General features: G+C 70.4%; 14 protein-coding genes. 8 read left to right on the top strand and 6 right to left on the bottom strand.

Going from position 1 to position 15,686, the window contains the following annotated elements; genetic code table 11:
* The first annotated feature begins 2,007 nt into the window (after positions 1-2,007).
* Both ACZ6TI_RS30260 and ACZ6TI_RS30265 read left to right on the top strand, forming a co-directional pair.
* Positions 2,008-2,373 carry a ClpX C4-type zinc finger protein gene (locus ACZ6TI_RS30260; RefSeq protein ID WP_465348567.1) on the top strand — a complete coding sequence of 122 codons (366 nt, stop codon included), beginning with the start codon at positions 2,008-2,010 and terminating at the stop codon, positions 2,371-2,373.
* 13 nt (positions 2,374-2,386) lie between these two features.
* On the top strand, positions 2,387-3,181 hold the full coding sequence (locus ACZ6TI_RS30265; protein ID WP_465348568.1) for an alpha/beta fold hydrolase: 795 nt from the start codon (positions 2,387-2,389) through the stop codon (positions 3,179-3,181).
* 40 nt (positions 3,182-3,221) lie between these two features.
* Here ACZ6TI_RS30265 and ACZ6TI_RS30270 read toward each other — a convergent pair whose 3' ends face one another.
* From ACZ6TI_RS30270 to ACZ6TI_RS30280, 3 genes are read right to left on the bottom strand one after another with little or no spacing between them, the layout of a single operon-like run.
* Positions 3,222-3,737 (bottom strand): YceI family protein, encoded by a 516-nt coding sequence (locus ACZ6TI_RS30270; protein ID WP_465348569.1) that lies wholly within the window; start codon positions 3,735-3,737, stop codon positions 3,222-3,224.
* Positions 3,738-3,780: 43 nt separating this feature from the next.
* Positions 3,781-6,468 carry an ATP-binding protein gene (locus tag ACZ6TI_RS30275; RefSeq protein WP_465348570.1) on the bottom strand — a complete coding sequence of 896 codons (2,688 nt, stop codon included), beginning with the start codon at positions 6,466-6,468 and terminating at the stop codon, positions 3,781-3,783.
* Complete coding sequence (locus ACZ6TI_RS30280) at positions 6,468-7,118, bottom strand: hypothetical protein (protein WP_465348571.1); 651 nt, start codon at positions 7,116-7,118, stop codon at positions 6,468-6,470. Before ACZ6TI_RS30280 ends, ACZ6TI_RS30275 begins: the two co-directional genes overlap by 1 nt.
* A gap of 17 nt (positions 7,119-7,135) precedes the next feature.
* Between ACZ6TI_RS30280 and ACZ6TI_RS30285 the strand changes: the two genes are divergently transcribed.
* Positions 7,136-7,318, top strand: coding sequence for a hypothetical protein (locus ACZ6TI_RS30285; protein ID WP_465348572.1), 183 nt, complete (start codon positions 7,136-7,138; stop codon positions 7,316-7,318).
* Here ACZ6TI_RS30285 and ACZ6TI_RS30290 read toward each other — a convergent pair whose 3' ends face one another.
* The 3 genes from ACZ6TI_RS30290 to ACZ6TI_RS30300 all read right to left on the bottom strand — a co-directional run bounded on the left by ACZ6TI_RS30290 (position 7,319) and on the right by ACZ6TI_RS30300 (position 9,673).
* Entirely contained in the window at positions 7,319-8,419 is a 1,101-nt protein-coding gene (locus ACZ6TI_RS30290) for an App1 family protein (RefSeq protein WP_465348670.1), read from the bottom strand. It abuts the gene before it with no gap.
* Positions 8,420-8,470: 51 nt separating this feature from the next.
* The gene (locus tag ACZ6TI_RS30295; RefSeq protein ID WP_465348573.1) at positions 8,471-9,169 is read right to left on the bottom strand and encodes a hypothetical protein; all 699 of its coding nucleotides are present in this window, start codon (positions 9,167-9,169) and stop codon (positions 8,471-8,473) included.
* Between the two features lie 156 nt (positions 9,170-9,325).
* Positions 9,326-9,673: a hypothetical protein gene (locus ACZ6TI_RS30300; RefSeq protein WP_465348574.1), complete on the bottom strand. Its 348-nt coding sequence runs from the start codon at positions 9,671-9,673 to the stop codon at positions 9,326-9,328.
* A 116-nt stretch (positions 9,674-9,789) separates the two neighbouring features.
* On the opposite strand from ACZ6TI_RS30300, the gene ACZ6TI_RS30305 reads away from it, so the two are divergent.
* The 5 genes from ACZ6TI_RS30305 to ACZ6TI_RS30325 all read left to right on the top strand — a co-directional run bounded on the left by ACZ6TI_RS30305 (position 9,790) and on the right by ACZ6TI_RS30325 (position 15,684).
* Positions 9,790-10,629 carry an NAD-dependent protein deacetylase gene (locus ACZ6TI_RS30305; RefSeq protein WP_465348575.1) on the top strand — a complete coding sequence of 280 codons (840 nt, stop codon included), beginning with the start codon at positions 9,790-9,792 and terminating at the stop codon, positions 10,627-10,629.
* A gap of 187 nt (positions 10,630-10,816) precedes the next feature.
* Positions 10,817-11,830 carry a LacI family DNA-binding transcriptional regulator gene (locus ACZ6TI_RS30310; RefSeq protein ID WP_465348576.1) on the top strand — a complete coding sequence of 338 codons (1,014 nt, stop codon included), beginning with the start codon at positions 10,817-10,819 and terminating at the stop codon, positions 11,828-11,830.
* 63 nt (positions 11,831-11,893) lie between these two features.
* On the top strand, positions 11,894-13,585 hold the full coding sequence (locus ACZ6TI_RS30315) for an ABC transporter substrate-binding protein (protein WP_465348577.1): 1,692 nt from the start codon (positions 11,894-11,896) through the stop codon (positions 13,583-13,585).
* 66 nt (positions 13,586-13,651) lie between these two features.
* A complete protein-coding gene (locus ACZ6TI_RS30320; protein WP_465348578.1) occupies positions 13,652-14,707 on the top strand; it encodes an ABC transporter ATP-binding protein in 1,056 nt (351 codons plus the stop codon).
* On the top strand, positions 14,704-15,684 hold the full coding sequence (locus ACZ6TI_RS30325; protein WP_465348579.1) for an ABC transporter permease: 981 nt from the start codon (positions 14,704-14,706) through the stop codon (positions 15,682-15,684). The genes ACZ6TI_RS30320 and ACZ6TI_RS30325 overlap by 4 nt, the downstream gene beginning before the upstream one ends.
* The last annotated feature ends 2 nt before the right edge of the window (positions 15,685-15,686 follow it).

Raw genomic sequence — 15,686 nt, forward strand, 5'->3', positions numbered from 1 at the left:
GCTTCCTCTGAGGAAGCACAACGCGCTCGCCACGGCTGGGCCCTTTGCTCTGCTTCCTCTGAGGAAGCACAACGCGCTCGCCACGGCTGGGCCCTTTGCTCTGCTTCCTCTGAGGAAGCACAACGCGCTCGCCACGGCTGGGCCCTTGCTCTGCTTCCTCTGAGGAAGCACAACGCGCTCGCCACGGCCGAGCCCTCTGCTCCGCTTCCTCTGAGGAAGCACGCGCGCCCACCACAGCCGAGCCCTCTGCTCCGCTTCCTCTGAGGAAGCACAACCCGCTCACCACAGCCGAGCCCTTGCTCTGCACACCTATACGCAACACCTAGCGGCGCTTTGCTCTAGATACCTCGAGGTAACGCCCGGCGGTTTGCTTTTGCTCTGGGCACAAGCAGCCGCATCTCGCCACGGTTCTCTGCAGGCTCGTCAACGACTCCGGATGGACTCGCAACCCTAGGCGTCCAGTCCGGCTGCATGGCGACGCAACCGTGGCACCGTGTCCAGGCGGACACGAGCTTCTGGATCGCCGGCCCACAAACGGTTACCAGGTCGTGCGCACCTTGAGGCGTTCGCTAGAAAGCGGATGCGCTGTTCCCCTGGCTCAGGAATCGGCGCGAAGATCCTGGCGACTCCATCACCGCGTTGCCGCGCTTGCGGCAAGTGACGGCACATGGACTGGCGCCTCGGCGCTCGATTCGTCCACGGTCTACCGGCTTACGAATCAGGCGCAGGCAAAGGACGTCAGCTCGACGGCACCGGCCGCGCGGCTCACCATCGCACTGAGCGACGAAGGCAGCCGTCAGCGGCGGCGATTGCTTGTTTCGTCATGCTCGATCACGTCGTACCGGCGCCATGGCCGATGTGACGGAGCGCGAGGGTAGCGATGTCCAGAATGGAATTGGGCGCATGCCGAGGAGATAAGCGTGACGCCACGAAACGAGCTGGATCGTGACGTGCCGCAGGACGACACCATCCACCGGCAATTGGTCGGGCCAAATGGTGCGGGCGACTTCAGGTGCTCCCCGACAATGCCTACTGAGCTGAGCGACGATGCCGAGCCCTCACGCCAAGGCCGTCGCGGAAATGTGAGCCAGGCCGCGCCCTTTCGACAATGCGGGCGCGAAGCGAGCTTCAGGGTCGTTGGGTATCGGCCGCCCGACGGCGCCGCGCCGCCTCGCTTGGTCGGCAGGACACTGCATAGCCGACAATCGGCGGCTCCTGCGAGTCAGGGCCTCGGTCGCGATGACCGATGATCCGGCCAAGGTGACCGGATCATCCGGTGGAGCCGCAAGGACGACATCGGGAGGTCAACCGCGAACACCAGCCGCCGGAGGGCATCCTGCTCCATGGCCCACCCGCCCGCCGCAGACGCTCATCGCCGCCCACGCAGGAAGCAGCTCGAGAGGTGCCCGCCAGCAGCCGCTGCACAATCCGCTTGCCTCCCCCGACTTCGCCGGTGTCTCGTCCGCGGCGGTCAGCGGCATCGTGGTGTTCCAGGCCGGCGGGCTGGTGGTCAGCGGCCATGCGTGATCGAAGAAAAGGCCCGCTTCCTCAGAGGAAGCAGAGCAAAGGCGCGCCAACCGTGCCGCCGGAGGGCACGAAGGCAAAGGCCCGCTTCCTCAGAGGAAGCAGAGCAAAGGCGCCAACCGCGCGTTGGAGGGCGCCAAGCCACGGGTCAAAGCGGATGTCGCACACTTGCGCTCGGAGCAACGGCGCGCCAACGGAGGGCACCAAGCCACAGGTCGACCCGGATGATGCGACCTTGCGTTCGGAGCAAAAGCACGCCAACCGTGCGGAGGAGGACGCGAAGCCACAGGTCAGCCCGGATGATGCCAGCTTGCGCTCGAAGCGAAGGCGCGCCGACCGTTCGCACGAGGGCACGCGGCCCGAGGTCAGGCCGGGAGACAAGCAGAGCAAACGAACGGATGTCTTGATCACCTTGCCTCAGGGCGCGCGTCAGGCTTAGCCTGACAGGTGTCAGGATGATCCTGACGAACTGAGGAGGACCCCATGTCTGCCGCGGCTCGCGCCCAGGACGGCCTCGAACTGCGCTGCTCCTTCTGCGGGAAGACCCGGGATCAGGTGGCCCAGCTGATCGCCGGACCCGGCCCCTCCATCTGTGACGAGTGCGTCCACCTCTGCAACGACGTCCTCGCCGGCAAACGTCTCGAAGGGGTCCGCCTGTGGGACGACCAGTCCGACGAGGAATTGATTGCCACCATGGTCCGGGTCGCCTCCCTGCGGCATCACGTCGATCGGGCGGTTGGCCGCATCGCCAGGATGTTGCGCGCCCGGGGCACGACCTGGACGGCCATCGGTGACGCTCTGGGCATCACCAAACAGTCGGCCTGGGAGCGATTCTCCGGCGAGGACTGAAGGAGACCGAGCGGTGGCTGATCGGGCGGTGGCGATCGATGGGCGAATCCTGCGTTACCGCCTCTACGGGCCGGCCGACGGGTTTCCGATCATCGCGCAGAACGGCACGCCGAGCACCCGGTGGCGGCGGCCGGATCAGATCGCCGCGATGCACGAGAGTGGCGTGCGGGTGCTGATGCCCGACCGGCCCGGATACGGGGGTTCGACCCGCCGGCCGGGGCGGACCGTCGCCGATGCGGCCGAGGATGTTCGAGTGCTCGCCGATGCCCAGGGCTGGGAGCGGTTCGGGGTATTCGGTGGTTCGGGTGGCGGGCCGCACGCGCTGGCGTGTGCCGCGCTTCTGCCGGAGCGGGTGATCCGTTGCGCGGTGCTCGCCGGGATCAAGCCCTCCGAAGACGCGGATCCACCGGAGGAGCGGACGCTGCGGCCCGCGCTGGAGCAGATCGCCCGCGACATCATGGACCAGGTTGCCGGTGGCGGGCCGGAGTGGCCGGGCACGCCGGGTCCACCGGTCCGCGATGATCCGGATGCCATGGCACGGTTGACGGCCACCTTCGTGGACAGCCATGACGGCTGGGTCGACGACCAGATCGCCCTCGCCCGGCCCTGGGGTTTCGCGATGCCGGATGGCGCCGTGCCGGTCGGCGTCTGGTTCGGAACCAAGGACGAGAACGTCCCCAGCGACCATGCGCAGTGGCTGCTGGCACACATTCCCGGCGCTCAGGGACACCGGTACGCCGGCGGCCACCTGCCGGGCCCGGAGACTTCGCGGGAGATCTTCGAATGGCTGCGCGGGCCAGACGCCTGACCGCCGGGTGTTGCGTATATGTGTGCAGAGCAAAGCGTGGTCAGACGGCGGTCACGGTCATGGTCAGTTCGACGTCCACGTGGCGGCTGATCAGGGCTCGGCCGGTGGGGACGCCCACCGCTACGCGGTCCACTCGGGCGGTTGCGGTGATCCGGGCGCCCGAGGCGGTCGGCGCTACGCCGGTGATGGTCAGTTCCACCTCGCCGGAACCGCCTCGGACGCTCAGGACTCCGGTCAGCTTCCAGCCGGCGGCGGCGGTGGTCAGACGGGTGCTTCGGAAGCCGATCACCGGAAACGCGGCCGCGTTCAGGAAGCGTTTTCCTTTGACGTCCTTGTCGCGGCGAGGGTTGTCGGTCTGCCAGCCAGTCGCGTCCAGTTCGGCGGAGACCGTGGAGCGGGCCGGCTCGGCGGCCACCGTGACCGTGCCGGAGCGGACCGGCATCTCGCCGCGGACCGCCTTGCTTCCGATGGTGTGGTAGGCCGCGAATCGGATCGTGGAGGCGGCGGGGTCGATGGTGTACGTGCCGGGCAGCAATTCGATCAGGGTGTTCGTCATGCGTCCAGCCTCGGCGTCACGGAGGCGCGGCGACTCAGTACGACTACGTAGACGCGCCACGCAAAAGCGCGGCCAGCTCGGTGCGGTTGCGGGCGCCCAGCTTGGCGAGCACGTTGCGCACGTGGGTCTCCACGGTGCGCTCGGAGAGCACCAGCTTGGCGGCGATCTCCCTGTTCGGCAAGCCCGCCGAGACCAGGTCGGCGATCTCCTTCTCGCGCGCGGTCAGCCCGGAGCCGCCCAGGTCACGGGCGATGCGCAGCAGGCGGTGCAGGCCCAGCCGTCGGGCCGTCGCGGTGGCCGGGGCGACCAGGCGCTCGACGCCGCGCCGGTCGTCGCCGCGGGTGATCCGGGCCCGGGCCAGGGACAGCTGCGCGAAGGCCACGAACGGCACTGCTCCGATCCGCTCCTCCATGGCGACCGCCTGCTCGAGCAGCCGCACCGCCTCATCGTGTTCGCCGAGCGCGGTGGCCAGTTCGCCGAGCGGGCGGGCGAAGGCGCCATAGCAGCTGACCGTCGAGTTGAGGAAGCGATGGGCGTGCGGCAGCAGCTGCTGGTAGCTCTGCCGGGCCACGGACAGGTCGCCCATCCAGACGCCGACCTCCCCCGCCGTCAGCATGATGTATCCCCACCGCCGGTCCCGGGCCAGCCCGGGCAGCGCCGCCCGCAGCCGGGGCCAGCTGTCCGCCGCGAAGGACCGGTCGTCCATCATCCGGGCGACGTCGCTCACCTGCGCGGCGGCGATCGGCACGTCGATGAATCCCCGGGACATCTCGACCGCCGCGGCGTCCCAGTGCCGGAAGTCGCCGGTGAGCGCGCCGATGCCGCCGGCCAGTGCCAGGTGCAGCCAGAACGCGGTCTCGTCCTGGGCCCGCAGGCCGCGCTCGCGGGCTTCCCAGCCGAGCGCGTCGGCCTCGGCCACCCGGCCGTTGAGCAGCTCGCGGACGGCCTGCGCGCGCAGCAGATGCCAGCGCGCCACCGGCCAGCCGAGCCGGTCGGTGAGCACGCTCAGCCGCTGCAGCTCGGCGGTGAAGGCGGGCCGGTCGCCGAGCATCAGCAGGGTGTCGATCCGCCACATGCGGCCCCACAGCTCGGCGTCCGGCCGGCCGCTCGCCGCGGCCAGCTCGCAGCTGCGGTCGGCCAGCTCGAGGATCTCGCCGGCGTGCGTCAGCGGTTCCAGGATTTCGTGCCGGGCGTGCGCCGCCGCGACGATCGCCTCGGGCCGGCCGGACCGCTCGGCCATCGCCATCGCCCGCGCGCTGGCTTGCTCACCGGCCGCCCGGTCGGTGTCCTCGGCGAGCAGGAACGCGTATTGCGCCAGCACCTGCGCGGCGTCGTCGGAATCGCCGAGCAACGCCAGCGCCCGCTCGCACAGGGCGATCAGGGCGGGCGCCAGCGGGCCGGAGAGTCCGCGCACGACCAGCGCGGCGGCCGCCGCCACCGAGCGGTCGCCGGACGACTCGGCGGATTCCATCGCCGCGCCGGCATCGGCGAGCGCCAGGTCCAGCCGGCCGTCGTGGTAGGCCGCCTCGGCGCGGGCCAGGCGCAGCGCCGGATCGGCCGGGGACAGCTCGATCGCGCGGCCGTACCAGTGCACCGCCTCGCCGTGGTCGAGCCGCAGCGCGGCGGCCCGGGCGGCGTCCACACAGGACTCTTCGGCGGCACGGCGCGACGGGGCGGAGACCGCCGCCCGGACGCGGTGCCGGGCCACCTCCGCGGGCGTCGCGCCGGTGCTGGACAGGGCGGTGGCGATGCGGTCGTGCCAGCCGACCCGCTCCGGGCGGGACATCTCGTCGTAGCGCGCCTGCCGCACCAGATCGTGGGCGAAGCGCAGCGTCGCCGGGCGCCACGGGTCCTCGGTCAGCACCCCGGCGGCGAGCGCCTCGGCGAGCAGCTCGTCGACCGCCGCCGGGTCGGGCGCGGCGGCCCGCAGCACTCCGGTGTCCACCTCGGCGCCGAGCACCGACGCGCCGCCGAGCAGCTCGCGAGCCGCCGGACCGAGCTGGGCGGTGCGCCGCCCGACCAGCTGGCGCAGGCCGTCCGGCAGGTCGACGTCGGTGGCCGGGCGCCGCAGCCGGTCGCCGCGGGCGAGCAGCCGGGCGAGCTCGCGGACATAGAGCGGGTTGCCACCGCTCAGCCGGTGCACCACGGACGTCCAGGTCGGATGCGCCGGCGCCAGGCAGGCCGCCACCTCGGCGGGCGCGAGCTGCTGCAGCGGCAGGATCTCGGCGGCCACCGCGGCCAGGTCGCCGGTCACCGACCGGGCGGTGCCGATCACCAGCAGCGGCCGGCCGGCGATCTCCGCGGCGAGCCGCCGCAGCACCGTCAGCGAGCCCTCGTCGGCCCAGTGCAGATCTTCGAGTACGAGAAGCAGCGGTCCCGCCGTACTCAAAGCCCGGACCATCTCGTGCACCACCCGGAAGCGCGCCGCGGCGGCCGACTCCCCCGCCGCCTCGCGGATCGTCAGCAGTCCGGGCGAAAGCCCGGGCACGCGGGCGCCGTCGAGCAGCCGCAACCACGGCCAGAAGGCCGGCGCGCCCTCGTCGGGATCGGCCCGCCCGGTGAGCACGGTCAGCCCGCCCGCCTCGGCCCGCGCCACCGCCTCCTCGACCACCGCGGTCTTGCCGATGCCGGGCTCTCCGGTCAGCAGCGCCACCGCCCCGCGGCCACCCGTCGCGGCGGCGCGCAGCCGGTCGAGGGCGACCACCTCCGCCACCCGCCCGACGAGCTTCATCACTTGGCCGGGACGTCCACGGCGATCTCGTCGCCCAGCCGGTATCCGTCGCAGAGATCGAGCTCGTCACCGCTCCAGAAGCGGCCCGGGTCGTACCAGCTCGCCTTTCTGCCGTGCGGCAGCAGGCCCATGTCCTCGAAGGTCACCGCGACCACCTCGGCGCAATAAGCCGTCTCCAGCGCCGCGGTGTCCGGGCCGCTCTCCTGCCACGGCGCCCGGATCTGCGGCACCCGGCCGCGCACCCAGCGCCAGGCCAGCTGCGCCGAGGAGGGGAACGGAGTGCCATCCAGCCGGGCGACCGTCCTGAGCGCGCGATCCTCCATCTCCTTGGTCGCGGTCGGTTCGAGCTGCCGCAGCCAGCCGCGCTGCCCGTAACGATGCGCCCAGACGCCGACCGCGTCGCGCAGGTCGTGCAGCTGCACCCCGCGCGCGAACTTGCCGGTCCACAGGTCGGGCAGCGAACGGCCCAGCTCGGCGTGCCACATCAGGGGTGGCATGTCCTCGATGACCAGCGACATCCCGACGTGGTTCACGGGGCTGTTGGTGAGCGCCTGGATCGCACGATCGGGGCCCGAACGGCCACGGAAGATCCAAATGTCACCCGTACGCGTGAGTTCGATCGCCTCGTCGAGGCTCAGGTCGGCGTCCATCTGTCTATCCTCAGCAGATGCGTTGGTGGAAGTTAGCGGGTTTGGCCGGACTGGCAGGCGTCGCCGCGACGGGCATCGTGCTCGCACGCGCGGAACGGGAGCGCAGGGCATATACCCCCGACGAGATCCGCGAGCGCCTGCACGCGCGCGTCAGCGAGGCGAACGGCGCCAAGCCGGACGGTGAACTGCCGGACAAGTAATCAGACCACATCGGTGTCCCGCAGGAGTGACCACAGGCCCGCGCCGTCCGGCGCGGAGAACCAGGTCTTGCCTCCGGACCCGACCGCCTCGGCGCCGCCGGACGGGCTCGGGATGGCGCCGGCCAGCACCGCCTGGGTGGGTGACAGCCGCCGGATCGCGACCGCGGCCACGTTGTCCGGGTGGTCGTGCGCGAACTCGGAGTAGATCTCCAGGTCGTGCTGCCCGTCGTCGCCGATCAGCAGCCAGCGGATGTCCGGGAACTCGGCGGCCAGCCGGCGGAGCGAGTTGCGCTTGTGCTCCTGGCCGCTGCGGAACCAGCGGTCCGGCGTCGGGCCCCAGTCGGTGAGCAGCACCGGCCCGGCCGGGTAGAGATGCCGGGACAGGAATCGGTTGAGCGTGGGCGCCACGTTCCACGCACCGGTGGACAGATAGATCACCGGGGCGCCCGGGTTGGCGGTGACCAGCCGCTCGTAGAGGACGGCCATGCCGGGCACCGCGTTGCGCGCGTGCTCGTCGAGCACGAACGTGTTCCACGCGGCGAGCAGCGGCCGCGGCAGGGCGGTGACCATCACCGTGTCGTCGATGTCGGAGAGCAGGCCGAACTTCATCGCCGGATCGACCACCCGGATCGGCGCCTCGACCGGCATCGCGCCCTCGGAGCTGAGCCGCACGCTGCCCCAGCCCGGCTCGAGGTCGCCCTTGACCTTGACGTCGACATAGCCGCTGCGGTCGGTCTCGGTCTCGTGGACCTGGTCGCCGATCTGGATCTGCACCCGGGCGTGGTTGACCGGCGAGCTGGTGAAGCTGCGCCAGCCGCGCGCCTTTTCCCGCTGCTTATGTGACTGTGCGTGACGAGTCAGGACCACGCGAGCCATCACCCGGGCCCAGCCGGGCGCGCCGTATCCGGTATATGCCGTGATCACCGGTTGCCACCCGCGCTGTCGCAACCGGCGCACGATGATCTCGTGCGCGGCATCCTCGATGCGCGCTGCCCGGTGCATCCGCACGGCAGGCGACTTGCTCGTCGGAGTCGACGCCACGGTCCCTGACCTCCACAACCTCGGTGTCCGTCCCGTGACGGTACCCGCAGGGCCTGACAGGTTGCCGGGGAACGCCCCGAACAGGGGACTTACGTCCACAGTCGACGGGTGTCAGGCCGCCGCGGCACGCACCGGCTCGGCGGTCGCCCACTGCTCGGCCCACCAGTCGGCGTCCGCGGAGAGGGTGTCCTCCTCATCTGCCCGCACGGTCGCCATGCATGCCTCGGCCCGCAGACTGCGCAGCGCGACGGCGGCCTGCTCGGCGGTCTCCCAGGCGGCCCGCTCGCGTTCGGCGGCCTGCAGATAGGTGGCCAGACGATGGTCGCGGACCGCGGCCCGGATCGCCGACTCCTGCGCGGCCGGGTGCGCCCGCTCGTTCCAGCCGCGGTGCGCGAGCACGTCGTTGAGCTGGGCGATGCCGATCTCCCGGTGCCGGCAGGCGGTCAGCGCGGCGTGGTGCAGGAAGCGCTCCCGATCGGCGTTCTCCCCCTTGGCGCGGCGCCGGCGCATCACCGGGTAGACCGCCGCGGCGGCGAACCGGCGGGCCTCGGCCTCGGCCTTCTCATAGGCCACCCACGCGGCATCCACCTCGTCCTGCGCCGCCGACCACTCGTCACGGCGGCGCCGGGCGGTGGCCGCGGCCCGATCGGCGGCGACCGCGATCTCCTGCGCGTACCGAAGGTCCTCGGGGTCGGGTTGTCTGATGGCCGGGACGTCGCCGGCGGCGAGCCGGCGCGGGAGAGCGATGACGGCCGCCGAGGCGGCCACGACGAAGAGCAGGATCATCCAGAGGGCAGCAGCGATTTCCATGATCTGAACCTCACGCGAGCTGGGGGGTCACGGTTTCTTCCGGATACGCCCGCTCTGCCCGTCAGGAGCAGAGCCGGGGCAACGCGCGTCAGAGCAACCACAGCGAAGCAGTGGCAGCGACCGCATGACCAGCACAGTGATTTTGGGCCGGCAGGCCTAACCCCGCGGCGGACCCCGGGTGCGGATGCCGGCCGGCTCGGCGGAGCGCAGCGCCCGCACCGGGGTGAGCACGACGGCGGCCAGCAGGATCAGCAGGCCGAAGTAACCCACCGTGAGAACCTGCGTCGCCGGCGGGAGCTCATCACCGTCGGTGACCGCATCGAGCGACGGCGCCGCCTCGACCACGGTGATCGTGGTGGAGGCCGTCGGCGGCGGGACGGCGGCCGGCCCGATCAGCCCGGCGTGCGCCGCGAACGCCATGGCCAGCATCGCCAGCCCGGCGAGAAAGCGCAGCAGCCGCTGCCCGTCCCACAGACGGGGCGAGAGACGCACGGCATCGGCCACGATCACCAACCTACCGTTCTGCCCCTGAAATCGCACTCCTCGATCTTTCTGGCCCGGTTTGTCACCGGGTCGGCCGATGGTGGGCAGATCGCGGTCCGGCGAGGGACCATGGCCGGGTGAGTGTGGCTGAGCTGGCGGAGTGGGTCGCCGAGGGTGACGTGGTGGTGCTCAGCGGCGCCGGGCTGTCCACCGAGTCGGGCATCCCGGACTACCGCGGCCCGTCCGGCGTCGCGCGCAAGGCGACGCCGATGACCTATCAGAGTTTCACCCGCGACCCGGTGGCCCGGCGGCGCTACTGGGCGCGCAGCCACCTCGGCTGGCGGACCATCGGCGACGCCCGGCCGAACGACGGCCATCGCGCCGTGGCCCGGCTGCAGGATCTGGGCCTGCTGCGCGGCATCATCACGCAGAACGTGGACGGGCTGCACCAGGCCGGCGGCGCCCGCGACGTGGTGGAGCTGCACGGCAACCTGGCCCGGATCACCTGCCTCGACTGCCACGCCGGCACCGACCGCGGCGCGCTGGAAACCCTGCTGCGGCAGGCGAATCCCGACTTCACCGCGGAGGCCGCCGAGATCAACCCGGACGGCGACGTGGAGCTCGCCGACGATCAGCTGGACGGCTTCCGGGTGGTCGACTGCGGCGACTGCGGCGGCCTGCTCAAGCCGGACGTCGTCTACTTCGGAGAGACGGTGCCGCCGGAGCGGGTGGCCCGCAGTTTCGAGCTGGTCGCCGCCGCGAAGACGTTGCTGGTGCTCGGATCCTCGTTGACCGTGATGTCCGGGCGGCGGTTCGTGCTGCGGGCGGCCAAGGACGGCATCCGGGTGGCGATCGTGAACCAGGGCGTGACGCGCGGGCAGCCCTATGCCTCGCTGGTCGTGGACGAGCCGCTGGGCCGGGTGTTGCCGGAGATCGCCCGGCGTGCGGAGATCGGTTTCGCGCGCTCGTCCGCCTGATTTCAGGGTCGTCCGCCTGATTTCAGAGCCGAGAGAGCGTTTACCGACCTGAAACCTAAATAAAGGCGAGCCCATATTGACGTGACGGTTGTCACTGCTGTTAACTGCCGGAACCGCTCCCGAAACCGGTTCCGAAACTCCGGTGTTACGAGCAGGACATGCCAGCACGAGCACCCCAGGAGCACCAGTGCCAATCACCATCGCCGATGTGGCGGCCCGGGCGAAGGTCAGCAAGACCACCGTCTCGCGGGTCCTCAACGGCAAGGGTGAACTGGACGAATCGACCGCCGCCCGGGTCCGCGCCGTGATCGACGAGCTTGGATATGTTCCCAGCTCCCGTGCGGTCGGTCTGGCCCGGGGTCGCACCCGCGTCGTCGGCATGCTCGTACCGTCGCTGACCTGGCCCTGGATCGGCGAGGTCCTGCAGGGCGCGGTCGACGTGCTGGAGACCGAGCGATACGGCCTGCTGCTGTTCACCTGCAACCGGGGCGACGAGTCGATGCGGCAGTTCGGCGCCCAGGTCTCCGCCAAGTCGTTCGACGGCCTGCTGGTGATCGAGCCCGAGGGCACCCTGGACTACATCGCCACGCTGCACGCGCGGGGCCTGCCGGTGGTGCTGATCGACGACCGCGACTCGCAGCCGGTGCAGATCCCGAGCGTCGGCACCACCAACCACTCCGGGGCCGGCGCCGCCGCCCGGCATCTGCTGTCCATCGGCCGGCACCGGCCGCTGGTCATCGCCGGACCGGAGCACTTCGGCTGCACCCAGCAGCGGCTGCACGGTTTCGCCACCGCCTATGCCGACGCCGGCCACCCGATCGCCGCCGAGCGGGTGCGGCCCGGCGACTTCACCATCGCGTGCGGCTTCGAGGGCGTGCAGCAGGCGTTCGACGCCGGGCTCGAGTTCGACGCGGTCTTCTGCCACAACGACCTCTCCGCCACCGGCGCCATGCAGGCCGTGCTGGACAGCGGCCGGCGCATCCCGCAGGACGTGGCGGTGGTGGGCTTCGACGACATCCCCATGGCGGCGCACACCCAGCCGCCACTCACCACCGTGCACCAACCGTTGCGCGAGATGGGCGAGGCCGCGGCTCGCACGCTGCTCGCCCACTTCGAGGGCACACCCCTGCCCAATCGACCCACCGTGATCCCGGCGACGTTCATGGCCCGTGGCTCGACCACGGCGACCGTCGCCAACTGAAAAACCGCCCTCACCGGGGCCACCCCTGATAACCGACCCGTTCCACCGTTGAGGAGTATTTCGATGCAGAGAAGGAAGTTGTTCTCGGTGGCCCTGGCGGGCGTGCTCGCCACGGGCGCCCTGGCCGCCTGTGGGGACTCGCCCAACGAGAGCCCGAACAGCAACAACAACGGCAAGGCCGCCACCACCGTGCTGACCGTGGGCATGCCGAACGGCCCGCAGACCGAGAACCACAACCCGTTCCTGTCCACGTCGGCGGCGTCGTCGCTGGGTTACAAGTGGGTCATCTACGAGCCCCTGATGATGTGGAACCCGGTCAAGCCGGCCGAGGCCGCCAAGCCCTGGCTCGCCACCGCCGCGGAGTGGGCGCCGGACAGCAAGAGCGTGAAGATCACCGTGCGGGACAACGCGACCTGGTCGGACGGCACCAAGCTGACCGCCAACGACGTCGTGTTCACGCACAACCTGATCAAGAACACCAAGGCGCTGAACACCAACAACACGCCGTACGGTGAGATCTCCGCCGCCGGCAACGTGGTGACCATCACCTTCACCTCCTCGATGTTCGTCTACAAGGAGAAGTTCCTCGGGCAGACGCCGATCGTCCCCGAGCACCTGTGGAAGGACATCAAGGACCCGGCCACCGACACGGTCAAGGCCCCGGTCGGCTCCGGCCCGTTCACGCTGAAGTCGTTCACCCCGCAGACCACCACGCTGGTGGCCCGCGACAACGGCTACTGGGGCACCGCCCCGGCCGTCAAGGAGCTGCGCTACAGCTCGCCGACCGGCAACGACGCGCAGACCACCGCGCTGGCCGACGGCTCGATCGAGTGGTCGTTCGTGTTCATCCCGAACTACAAGACGGTCTTCATCGACAAGGACTCGGCGCACTACAAGGTCTGGGCGCCGCCGGTGCTGGGCATCCACGGCCTCTACATCAACACCACCAAGAAGCCGTTCGACAACGTCGCGCTGCGCCAGGCGATGAACATGGTCGTCGACCGTGAGGACATCTTCAACGTGGCCGAGGCCGGCTACTTCCACCCGCTGGTGTCCAGCGTGACCGGCCTGCCGTCGCCGGCCGGCGACGCGTTCATCTCGGAGCAGTACAAGGGCAAGAGCCAGGCCGTCGACGTGGAGGGCGCCAAGGCGCTGCTCACCGGCGCCGGCTTCAAGCTGGACGGCACCACGCTGAAGGACCCGTCGGGCGCCCCGGTCAAGCTCACGCTGACCGACCCGGCCGGCTGGTCGGACTACCAGACCTCGCTCGAGATCGTGAAGGACAACCTGTCCCAGATCGGCATCGCCGCGACGGTCGAGAAGGCCAACCAGGACGCGTGGTTCAAGAACGTCGAGGAAGGCAAGTTCGACGCGACGTTCCGCTGGACCAACGGTGGCTCCACGCCGTTCGACATCTACCAGACCGTGATGGACGGCTCGCTGCTCAAGCCGATCGGCCAGGCTTCCCCGGGCGGCAACTTCGGCCGCTTCAACAACGCCGAGGCCACCGCCGCGCTGACCGCGTACAAGAACGCGGCCGACGACGCCGCTCGCAAGACCGCTCTGGACACCCTGCAGAAGGTCTTCGTCGAGCAGGTCCCGATGATCCCGGTCGGCGCCGACAACATCGGCATGGCCTACAGCACGAAGAACTGGGTCGGCTGGCCCGACGACTCCAACCCGTACGGCGCCGGGCAGCCCACCCAGGCCAACGCGCTGGACGTCATCCTGCACCTCAAGCCCGCCACCAGCTGATTCGCCGCCGCTCCCGCGTGCCCGCCCGGCACGCGGGAGCGGCATCCCCCTCCAGAAGGAACCGGCATGACGTCGATCCAAGACGCGAAGGCGCCGGCCGGCGAGGTGGTGCTGGAGGCCCAGGGCCTGACCAAGCACTTCCCCGTTCGCCGAGGTCTGCGCGACCTCCTCACTCGCAAGCGCACCGCCGTGCACGCCGTCGATGACGTGCATCTGGTCCTGCGGCGCGGCCATGTGACCGCCCTGGTGGGTGAGTCCGGCTCCGGCAAGTCCACGGTGGCCCGCCTGCTCGCCCAGCTCTATCCCCGCACCGGCGGCGACATCCGGTTGCATGGGGAGTCGTCCCGCGTGAAGGGCGGCCGGAACTTCCGGCGGTACGCGCGCAAGGTCCAGATGATCTTCCAGGACCCGTTCGCCTCGCTCAATCCGGTGCACACCATCCGGTACCACCTGACCCGGGCGCTGAAGATCCACGGCAACGCCGGCAACTCCGCGCAGGAGCTCGAGCAGGCGCTCTACGACCTGCTCAACCGGGTCAGCATGACGCCGCCGGAAAGGTATCTGGACAAGTTCCCGCACGAGCTCTCCGGTGGCCAGCGCCAGCGCATCGCGATCGCCCGCGCGCTGGGCGCCAACCCGGAGGCGCTGCTCGCCGACGAGCCGGTGTCCATGTTGGACGTCTCGATCCGGCTCGGCGTGCTGAACCTGCTGCGGGACCTGAAGGAGCGCTTCAACCTCGCGATCCTCTACATCACCCACGACATCGCGTCGGCCCGCTACTTCGCCGACGACACCATGGTCATGTACGCCGGCCGGATGGTGGAGGGTGGCGACTCCGAGACGGTCACCCAGTCGCCGGCACACCCGTACACCAGGCTTCTGATCGAATCGGCTCCTGACCCGGACCGGCTGCACGGTGAGCTCGGGCCGGACACCGGCGACCGCGGGAACGGCGAGCCGCCCAGCCTGATCAGCCCGCCGAGCGGCTGCCGGTTCCACCCGCGCTGCCCGATGGCGGGACCGCGGTGCAGCACCGAACTGCCGGTCCCGCTGGAGATCGGCGACAAGCCGGGCCACTGGGCCGCGTGCTGGCTCTACGACGCGCGGGGGGTCGGCAAGTGAAGTACATCCTGCAGCGCATCGCGTTCTACGTGTTCACCGCGTGGGCCGCCATGACGCTCAACTTCTTCATCCCCCGGATGATCCCGGGTGACCCGATCAGCGCGCTGCTGGCCCGGTTCCAGGGCCAGATGAACACCGACGCGATCGAGTCGCTCTACGTGCTCTTCGGCATCGACAAGGACGCCAGCCTCTGGAGCGAGTACATCGACTACTGGAAGCAGCTGGCGCACGGCGACCTGGGCCTGTCGTTCAGCGCCTTCCCGACCCCGGTGTCCGAGGTGATCGGCGACGCGCTGCCCTGGACGGTGGGGCTGGTCGGCATCACCACGATCATCAGCTTCCTGCTGGGCACCAGCCTCGGCGTGCTGGCCGGCTGGCGGCGCGGCTCGTGGGTCGACGGCCTGCTGCCGGTGACCACGTTCCTGTCCTCGGTGCCGTACTTCTGGCTCGGTCTGCTGGCCATCTTCCTGCTGGCCGGCCCGGACAGCTTCTTCCCGTCCTCCGGCGGCTACGCGCCCGGCCTGGTCCCCTATCCCGACTGGGCGTTCATCTCCAGCGCGCTGAGATACAGCTCGCTGCCCGCGATCACCATCCTGATCTCCTCGGTGAGCGGCTGGATCCTGAGCATGCGCAACATGATGGTCACCGTCGCGGCGGAGGACTACATCACCGTGGCGCACGCCAAGGGTCTCTCCGAGCGGCGGGTGGCGCTCAGCTATGCGGCCCGCAACGCGTTGCTGCCCAACGTCTCCGGCTTCGCGCTGTCGCTCGGCTTCATCGTCGGCGGCACGCTGCTGGTCGAGATCGTGTTCTCCTACCCCGGGCTGGGCTTCCTGCTCTTCCGCGCGGTGGGCGCCAAGGACTACCCGCTGATGCAGGGCATCTTCCTGGTCATCACGATCGCGGTGCTGGTCGCGAACCTGCTGGCCGACATCATCTATCTGCTTCTCGACCCGCGCACCCGCAAGGAGGGCTGACC

It is taken from the genome of Actinoplanes sp. NPDC051388 (assembly GCF_055586225.1).

What these genes read in the sequence shown, in the direction of transcription:
- ACZ6TI_RS30275 (WP_465348570.1), bottom strand. Translation starts at nt 6,468, where the DNA reads ATGAAGCTCGTCGGGCGGGTGGCGGAGGTGGTCGCCCTCGACCGGCTG.
- ACZ6TI_RS30260 (WP_465348567.1), top strand. Translation starts at nt 2,008, where the DNA reads ATGTCTGCCGCGGCTCGCGCCCAGGACGGCCTCGAACTGCGCTGCTCC.
- ACZ6TI_RS30285 (WP_465348572.1), top strand. Translation starts at nt 7,136, where the DNA reads ATGCGTTGGTGGAAGTTAGCGGGTTTGGCCGGACTGGCAGGCGTCGCC.
- ACZ6TI_RS30320 (WP_465348578.1), top strand. Translation starts at nt 13,652, where the DNA reads ATGACGTCGATCCAAGACGCGAAGGCGCCGGCCGGCGAGGTGGTGCTG.
- ACZ6TI_RS30315 (WP_465348577.1), top strand. Translation starts at nt 11,894, where the DNA reads ATGCAGAGAAGGAAGTTGTTCTCGGTGGCCCTGGCGGGCGTGCTCGCC.
- ACZ6TI_RS30295 (WP_465348573.1), bottom strand. Translation starts at nt 9,169, where the DNA reads ATGGAAATCGCTGCTGCCCTCTGGATGATCCTGCTCTTCGTCGTGGCC.
- ACZ6TI_RS30280 (WP_465348571.1), bottom strand. Translation starts at nt 7,118, where the DNA reads ATGGACGCCGACCTGAGCCTCGACGAGGCGATCGAACTCACGCGTACG.
- ACZ6TI_RS30270 (WP_465348569.1), bottom strand. Translation starts at nt 3,737, where the DNA reads ATGACGAACACCCTGATCGAATTGCTGCCCGGCACGTACACCATCGAC.